This is a genomic window from Accumulibacter sp., assembly GCF_023806625.1.
GTDB lineage: Bacteria > Pseudomonadota > Gammaproteobacteria > Burkholderiales > Rhodocyclaceae > Accumulibacter.
In genome coordinates this window covers 89,948-97,308 of sequence record NZ_JAMTDX010000083.1, presented here as the reverse complement: position 1 = coordinate 97,308, position 7,361 = coordinate 89,948, and the positions used below count along the sequence as shown (strand labels likewise).

Here is a 7,361-nt window from a genome sequence, read left to right as displayed (position 1 = left end):
ATCCGTCTTTGCCGTCAGTCCGCGTTCCCGCGCCGAAGGTCCTGCTGGAGTCCTGCCCATGTTTCCATCGTCTACCCGCTGCCCGGCGACAACCGCAGTCTTCCTGCTCGTCCTCGTGCTCAGCGCCTGCCGGACAGCGCTGCCGCCTCCTGCCGAGCCAGCCGCCGGCGTGGAAATCCACGTCGCGCACATCAACGACCATCATTCGAACCTCGACGCGCACGCCAACTTCGAGCTGGTCATCGACGGCACGCCGACGCGCGTGTCGGCTGGTGGCTTCCCCCGCCTGACGGCTCTGTTTCGCGAGACTTCCGGGCAGCCGAACACGATCCGGCTGCACGCCGGCGACGCGATGACCGGAACGCTCTACCACACGCTGTACAAGGGCGAGGCCGACGCGGCGCTGATGAATACCGTCTGCTTCGATGCCTTCGAACTCGGCAACCACGAGTTCGACGAGGGCGACGCCGGGCTGCGAGTCTTCCTTGATCACCTGAAGCGCGGTCCCTGCCAGACGACCGTCGTCGCGGCCAACGTCCAGCCGGCGATCGGTTCGCCACTCGCGCCGCGCGCCGGGGACGATTACCTGAAGCCGTATCTGCTCAAGCCGGTCGGCGGGACGACCTTCGCGGTGATCGGCATCGAAGTCCGCGACAAGACGATGAACTCGTCGCGACCGCTGCCGACGACCGCGTTCGCCGACGAGGTGGCAACGGCACAGCGAATGATCGACGAAGTCCGCGCACAGGGAGTGCGCCACATCATCCTGCTCACCCACCACGGCTATGACGCCGACCAGGCGATGGCCGCCCAGCTCAGCGACGTCGACGTGATCATCGGCGGCGACTCGCACAGCCTGCTCGGCGGCTTCCCGGCGGTCGGCATCACCGCCTCGTCGGGTCCGTACCCGACGATCGTCCGCAACCGCGACGGCGATCCGGTGTGCATCGGCCAGGCCTGGGAGTACGCGAAGGTCTTCGCACGGATGAAGGTCCGCTTCGACGACCAGGCGCGAGTCGTCGACTGCTCCGGCGAGGTGATCCTGCCGATCGGCGACGACTTCCGGCGCCAGGATGCCACGGGGGAATTCGTCGCCGTCGATGCGGCGACACGCAGCCGGATTCTCGACCGCCTCAACCACCAGACCGGAGTGCGGGTCGTCGAAGCCGATCCACTCGCCGCCGGCGAACTCGCGCGTTTTTCGAGCAAGCTCGACAAGCTCAAGCAGCAGCGCATCGGTTCGGCGAGCGAAGCGCTCTGCCTCGTCCGCGTGCCTGGCGAATCGACCAACCGCAGCAGCGGGATCGCCGGATGCGAACGGGCGAACACGCTGGCCCATGGCAGCGACGTCGCCCAGGCCGTTGCCGAAGCGTATCGCCAGGCCAGCCGGCTCGCCGACGTCGCGCTGCTGAACAGCGGCGGGGTCCGCACGGGGGTGCCGGCCGGCGAGATCACTTTCAACACGGCGAACACGGTCCTGCCGTACACCAACGTCCTCTACGAACTGCGTCTGACCGGTGCGCAACTCGTCGAGGCGATCGACGACGGCGTCGCCAACCACCTCGACTACGGCCGTTCGGACGGCTCACACCCCTACGCCGCCGGCCTGCGCTGGCATCTCGACATGTCCCGGCCGCGCGGCAGCCGCTTCAGCCAGGTCGAGGTCAAGGTCAAGGGCAGCGAACTCTGGCAGCCGATCGACCCGCAGAAGACCTACACGCTGGTGACCAGCGACTACCTGGCGACCGGCAGCGACGGTTATGCGACGCTGGCCAGGATCAACGCCGCCGGCCAGAGCGTGAACACCTACCTCCTGTACACGCAGACCTTCGTCGACTACCTCCAGGCGCACGGCACGCTCACCCGCCCCGGGACTGGCGACTACAGCCACCAGAGCGTGATCACCCGCGACGGAACGAGGCTGCCGTAAGGTGGCCGCGGGGCGGAAGCGGCCACCGACGCCGGTGGCCAGCGCGAACCGGGACTATTTCCGCTTCTCGCCGCTTTCGGCTGGCGGCAGCCCGCGCCGGCGCATCTCGCCGGCAAGCTGATCGGCTTCGGGCAGGCCCATCCCATCGAGATCCCGGTACGCTTCGTCGACCCAGCGCCTGGCTTCGTCGATGCTTCCCGCGTCGAGGCGCTGCAGCCCGATCCTCGCCTTGGTCACCGCCAGCTCCCGAACGTCGCCGAGCCGCTCAAAGACCGGCAACTCTTCCTCGCGCCGGATGCGCAGCGCTTCGTCGAGCTGCCCGCGCGCCGGTCGCAATCCGCTCGCGGCGGACGTCGAAGGCGTCCCAGCGCGCTGCGTCGAACCAGCCGCGGGTGCCGAGAACATGGACGACGGCGGCCTCCCCGGCGTTGCGCACGAGCCGCTTCTCGAGTTCGGCGACATCGGCGATCCTGCGGCTCAGCGGCAGGCGGTCGACTCGGTCGTAGAGCTTGATCATCGGCAAGACGATGTCGGCATCGAGTTTGCCGCCGAGCCGGCCGTCGTACTTGAGGTGCAGCGGCGTGGTATGGATGACCAGCGTCTGGATGGCCAGCAACTGCTCGGCGTCGAGCACGAAGAACTGCTGCGTGTGTTCACCGCGCATCTCGTCGGTGCCGTCCACGAGGAACAGCAGCCGTTCGGCACGGCCGCGCAGCCTGAGTTCGGTCTCGGCGGCGCGGATCAGGCCATTGAACGCCGCGGTGAGTGCCGTGAAGCGGTTGCGGATCTCCTGCCGCCACTCGTTCTTCTGGCTGGCGCCGGTCCTGAATCCCGCGGTGAACCCGGAGAAGAGTTTGAGCCGACCGGGCAGGCCACCGCCGGCTTCGATGCCGGCCCTCGGTTCGGCGCTCAGCTGGTGTTCGCGGGCACGCGTGGCGATCGCCGTCGCGAACTACTCGCGGACCGGCGCGAGCGCCTGTTCGGCCAGGGAGTAGCCATCGCCGTGCATCCGTTCGAGCAGCGTCTCGGCCATGGCCATCAGCGCTTCGGTGTACTGCAGGTTGCTGCGGTCGAGCCGGGCGAGCACGTCGACCTCGACGACATGGAAGCGGCGAGACTCGTTCAAACGCTTTGCATACCGGCGCAGTTCGGTCGTCTTGCCGCTGCCGATGTCGCCGAAGAACAGGGGGTGCTATTCCTTCGGGGCGAAGAAGGCGTCGCTCGCCGGATCCCGGCCAAACTTGTGCGCCAGCCGCTGGAAGGTCAGCTGGCTACCCCGCGCCTTCTGGGTCTCGACATGGCGCGGATCGTCGGCCTGCAGCGCCTCCTCGTACCCGATCCTCTGCAGGACTTCGAGGATCTGGGCAAGCGGACGACAGGTCATGACGATGCGCTCCCGGGAAATCGAGGGGTCGGCCGGAGTGTCCGTGGTCGCGCCCGTTACTTGCTCAACAGGCGCATGCCGCGCTCGAGGCCGTCGAGGGTCAGGGGGAACATCCGGCCGCCGAGCAGATTGTGGATCAGCGACGTCGACTGGCGATACGGCCACGAGTGCTCGGACTCGGGGTTGAGCCAGATCGCGTGCGGCCAGGTGTCGGTCAGCCGCCGCAGCCAGGCGGCGCCAGGTTCGACGTTGTCGTACTCGAGGCTGCCGCCGGGCTGGACGAGTTCGTAGGGGCTCATCGCCGCGTCGCCGACGAAGATGAGCTTGTAGTCGTTGCCGTAACGGTGCATCACCTCGAGCGTCGGAATCCGCTCGCTGTGCCGGCGCCGGTTGTCGCGCCAGAGGTGGTCGTAGACGCAGTTGTGGAAATAGTAATGCTCGAGGTGCTTGAACTCGCTGCGGCACGCCGAGAACAGTTCCTCGCAGACGCGGATGTGGTCGTCCATCGAACCGCCGACGTCGAGGAAAAGCAGCACCTTGACCGCGTTGTGCCGCTCGGGTCGCAGTTTCAGGTCGAGCCAGCCGGCATTGCGCGCCGTCCCGGTGATCGTGCCTTCGAGGTCGAGTTCTTCGGGCGCCCCCTGGCGGGCAAAACGGCGCAGCCGACGCAGCGCGACCTTGATGTTGCGCGTGCCGATCTCGACGCTGTCGTCGAGGTTGCGGTACTCGCGGCGGTCCCAGACCTTGACCGCCGACCGGTTCTCGCTGCGTCCACCGACGCGGATCCCTTCGGGGTGCGTGCCTCCATGGCCGAAAGGAGACGTCCCGCCGGAGCCGATCCACTTGCTGCCGCCGGCGTGCCGTTCCTTCTGCTCGGCGAGACGTTGTCGGAAAGTCTCCATCAGCTTGTCCCAGCCGAGCTTCTCGAGCTTCGCGCGTTCGGCGTCGGTCAGATGCCTCTTTACCGCCTGCCGCAGCCACTCGTCGGGGATCAGCACCTCCATTCCCGGCAGCGCCTCGATTCCCTTGAAGTATTCGCCGAAGGCGCGGTCGAACTTGTCGAAGTGCGTTTCGTCCTTGACCAGCGTGGCCCGCGAAAGGACGTAGAAGTCGTCGAGGCTGTGTTCGATGACGTGCAGCTGCAGCGCTTCGAGCAGCGCCAGAAACTCCTTGATCGACACCGACAGGCCGCGGGCCTTGAGGTGCAGGAAGAAGTCGATCAGCATCGCCGGTCGTGCGGACGCTCATTCATCGGGGCCAGTCAATCCAATCGGTCGCCGCTTGCCAAGTCCGTTCAGCGGTTGTGGCGCGCCATGAAGATCAGGCGCTCGAAGAGGTGAACGTCCTGCTCGTTCTTCAGCAGCGCGCCGTGCAGCGGCGGAATCGCTGCCTTCTGATCCTTGCTGCGCAGTACTTCGGGCGGGATGTCCTCGGCGAGGAGCAGCTTCAGCCAGTCGAGGAGTTCCGACGTCGAGGGCTTCTTCTTGAGGCCGGGGATCTCGCGCAGGTCGAAGAAGACCTCGAGCGCCTCGCGCAGCAGCGCCGGCTTGAGGCCCGGGAAATGGACATCGACGATGCGTTTCATCGTCTCCTTGTCCGGGAAGCGGATGTAGTGAAAGAAGCAACGGCGCAGGAAGGCGTCGGGCAGTTCCTTCTCGTTGTTCGAGGTGATGAAGACGGCCGGCCGATGCCGAGCACGGACGTTCTGTCGGGTCTCGTAGACGAAGAACTCCATGCGGTCGAGCTCGCGCAAGAGGTCGTTGGGGAACTCGATGTCGGCCTTGTCGATCTCGTCGATCAGCACGACCGAGGGCGTCTCGCATTCGAAGGCCTGCCAGAGCACACCCTTGACGATATAGCTGCCGATGTCGGCGACCCGTGCTTCGCCGAGCTGCGAGTCGCGCAGCCGCGACACGGCGTCGTACTCATAGAGCCCCTGCTGTGCCTTGGTCGTCGACTTGATGTGCCACTGGAAGAGCGGCAGACCGAGCGCCGCGGCGACTTCCTCGGCCAGCATCGTCTTGCCGGTTCCCGGCTCGCCCTTGATCAGCAGCGGCCGCTGCAGGGTGATCGCGGCATTGACCGCCAGGGTCAGGTCGCGCGTGGCGACGTAGTTGTCGGTACCGGAGAAGCGCATCGGGAAATCCTCGGAAAGGCTCTACGATTCTACCCGCAAACCGGCAACCCCGGCGAGGAGCGGCGCGCCCCGCCAGCGCTGAACCGCGGCCCCTGGCGCGCGGACCGCTAATCCCGCTAGCGGCGGTCGCCGCTGCCGGGAGCCAGGAACATGCCTATGCCGAGGGCGATCAGCAATACCGGCCACCAGGTCCGGACGATCTGCGCAAAGTCGATCTCGACGACGCCGAGGTTGATCGCCAGCACGAGAACGCCGACGAGGATCACCACGATCGCTCCAATGTTTCCCTTCATTCCATTTCCTCAAGAGGGCCGTGTACGAAGGCCTGCGGTGTTTGCGTCTGGTGACCGCCGGTCAGGGGACATAGCGATCGACGTAGTCGTTCACGGCGAGCGCGCAGAGCCTGTCGACGTCACGTGACGCGTCGATGATCGCCTGTTGCTGTGCCGGCTGGAAACGGCGCGCGAGGTGGGTCATGAACTTGTCGACGAGCACCGGGATACCCTCGGCGCGCCTCCGGCAGTGGCCGAGCGGGTACTCGACGACGATCTCGCCGGTCCGCGTGCCGTCGGCGAAGAAGACCTGCACGGCGTTGGCAATCGACCGCTTCGCCGGATCGAGATAGTCGGCTGAGAATCTCGGCTCCTCGGTCACCTCGATCAGCGCGCGCAGCGCGTCGATCCGTGGGTCGGCCGCGGCGGCGTCCTCGTAGTCCTCACTGCTCAGCCTTCCCCTGATCAGTGCGACGGCGACCATGTATTGCAGGCAGTGATCACGGTCGGCCGGATTGTGCAGCGATCCCTTCTTGTCGATGATACGGATCGCCGACTCGTGCGTGCGGATGCTGACCCGGGCGACTTCGGCGAGCCGAGGCGCGACCTGGGGATGCAGCTGGAGGGCGCACTCCACCGCCGTCTGCGCGTGAAACTCGGCCGGAAAGCTGATCTTGAAGAGCACGTTCTCGATCACGTAGCTGCCGTAGGGGCGCGGCAGGCGAAACGGTCTGCCCTGGAAAAGGACCTGATAGAAACCCCAGGTCCGCGCAGTCAGAACCGTCGGGTAACCCATCTCGCCGCGCAGAGAAAAGAGGGCCAGCATGACCCCCCGCGCAGTCGCGTCGCCGGCCGCCCAGGACTTGCGTGAGCCGGTATTCGGCGCATGCCGATAGGTGCGCAGCGGCTGGCCATCGACGAAGACCTGCGAGAGCGCATTGACGATCTGCTCCCGACTGCCCCCCATCAGCCAGGTGCAGACGGCGGCGCTGGCCACCTTGACGAGGACGACATGGTCGAGGCCTACGCGGTTGAAACTGTTCTCGAGCGCGAGCACTCCCTGGATTTCGTAGGCCTTGATCATTGCTTCGAGCACGCGGCGCATCGGCAGCGGCTCCTCCCCCCGGGCCAGGCGGGTCCGCGAAAACCAGTCGGCGGTCGCCAGGATGCCGCCGAGATTGTCCGAAGGGTGACCCCACTCGGCAGCCAGCCAGGTGTCGTTGAAATCGAGCCAGCGGATCATCGCGCCGATGTTGAACGCCGCGTGCACCGGGTCGAGTTGGAATGAAGTGCCGGGAACCTTCGCGCCGTTGGGAACGACGGTCCCGGGTACGATCGGACCGAGCAACCTCGTACACGCCGGGTAGGACAGCGCTTCGAGACCACAGCCGAGCGCGTCGATCAGGCAGTAGCGCGCAGTTTCGAAGGCCGCGCGCGAGTCGATGCGGAAGTCGAGCACGTAATCGGCGATGTCCACCAGCAGTCGGTCCGGATCGGGACGACTCGCGGGAAGTCGCGTACTCATCTCTGTCCCCTGTCTCTCTCGCGCTCAGAAGTTGTGAAACAATCTGCTGCGCGGCCAATTTGCGGTGTTGCCCACTGGCTCCCCCACGGCCGGCTTTGCACAGCCGGCCGGCT

The 7,361-nt window shown here is 66.4% G+C and carries 9 protein-coding genes; 1 reads left to right on the top strand and 8 read right to left on the bottom strand.

Going from position 1 to position 7,361, the window contains the following annotated elements; genetic code table 11:
* Nucleotides 1-58 precede the first annotated feature (58 nt).
* Entirely contained in the window at nt 59-1,930 is a 1,872-nt protein-coding gene (locus NFW05_RS14090; RefSeq protein ID WP_295308087.1) for a 5'-nucleotidase C-terminal domain-containing protein, read from the top strand.
* A 54-nt stretch (nt 1,931-1,984) separates the two neighbouring features.
* On the opposite strand, the gene NFW05_RS14085 is transcribed toward NFW05_RS14090, so the two are convergent.
* The 8 genes from NFW05_RS14085 to NFW05_RS14050 form a co-directional block, all read right to left on the bottom strand.
* Nucleotides 1,985-2,209, bottom strand: coding sequence for a hypothetical protein (locus NFW05_RS14085; protein ID WP_295308084.1), 225 nt, complete (start codon nt 2,207-2,209; stop codon nt 1,985-1,987).
* Nucleotides 2,196-2,594 (bottom strand): hypothetical protein, encoded by a 399-nt coding sequence (locus NFW05_RS14080; protein WP_295308082.1) that lies wholly within the window; start codon nt 2,592-2,594, stop codon nt 2,196-2,198. The genes NFW05_RS14085 and NFW05_RS14080 overlap by 14 nt, the downstream gene beginning before the upstream one ends.
* Nucleotides 2,595-2,882: 288 nt before the next feature.
* Entirely contained in the window at nt 2,883-3,056 is a 174-nt protein-coding gene (locus NFW05_RS14075) for a hypothetical protein (protein ID WP_295308079.1), read from the bottom strand.
* A 66-nt stretch (nt 3,057-3,122) separates the two neighbouring features.
* Nucleotides 3,123-3,314 (bottom strand): hypothetical protein, encoded by a 192-nt coding sequence (locus NFW05_RS14070; RefSeq protein WP_295308077.1) that lies wholly within the window; start codon nt 3,312-3,314, stop codon nt 3,123-3,125.
* A 56-nt stretch (nt 3,315-3,370) separates the two neighbouring features.
* On the bottom strand, nt 3,371-4,540 hold the full coding sequence (locus tag NFW05_RS14065) for a VWA domain-containing protein (RefSeq protein WP_295308074.1): 1,170 nt from the start codon (nt 4,538-4,540) through the stop codon (nt 3,371-3,373).
* 68 nt (nt 4,541-4,608) lie between these two features.
* Complete coding sequence (locus tag NFW05_RS14060) at nt 4,609-5,451, bottom strand: MoxR family ATPase (RefSeq protein ID WP_295308071.1); 843 nt, start codon at nt 5,449-5,451, stop codon at nt 4,609-4,611.
* Nucleotides 5,452-5,567: 116 nt separating this feature from the next.
* Nucleotides 5,568-5,744, bottom strand: a complete 177-nt coding sequence (locus tag NFW05_RS14055) for a DUF5668 domain-containing protein (RefSeq protein WP_295308068.1) — start codon at nt 5,742-5,744, stop codon at nt 5,568-5,570.
* A gap of 61 nt (nt 5,745-5,805) precedes the next feature.
* Nucleotides 5,806-7,248, bottom strand: coding sequence for a bifunctional 2-methylcitrate dehydratase/aconitate hydratase (locus tag NFW05_RS14050; RefSeq protein WP_295308065.1), 1,443 nt, complete (start codon nt 7,246-7,248; stop codon nt 5,806-5,808).
* Between the last annotated feature and the right edge of the window lie 113 nt (nt 7,249-7,361).

Excerpts from the sequence above, each read along its gene's own strand:
- NFW05_RS14070 (WP_295308077.1), bottom strand. The coding sequence starts at position 3,314 with ATGACCTGTCGTCCGCTTGCCCAGATCCTCGAAGTCCTGCAGAGGATC.
- NFW05_RS14060 (WP_295308071.1), bottom strand. The coding sequence starts at position 5,451 with ATGCGCTTCTCCGGTACCGACAACTACGTCGCCACGCGCGACCTGACC.
- NFW05_RS14080 (WP_295308082.1), bottom strand. The coding sequence starts at position 2,594 with ATGCGCGGTGAACACACGCAGCAGTTCTTCGTGCTCGACGCCGAGCAG.
- NFW05_RS14065 (WP_295308074.1), bottom strand. The coding sequence starts at position 4,540 with ATGCTGATCGACTTCTTCCTGCACCTCAAGGCCCGCGGCCTGTCGGTG.
- NFW05_RS14090 (WP_295308087.1), top strand. The coding sequence starts at position 59 with ATGTTTCCATCGTCTACCCGCTGCCCGGCGACAACCGCAGTCTTCCTG.
- NFW05_RS14055 (WP_295308068.1), bottom strand. The coding sequence starts at position 5,744 with ATGAAGGGAAACATTGGAGCGATCGTGGTGATCCTCGTCGGCGTTCTC.
- NFW05_RS14050 (WP_295308065.1), bottom strand. The coding sequence starts at position 7,248 with ATGAGTACGCGACTTCCCGCGAGTCGTCCCGATCCGGACCGACTGCTG.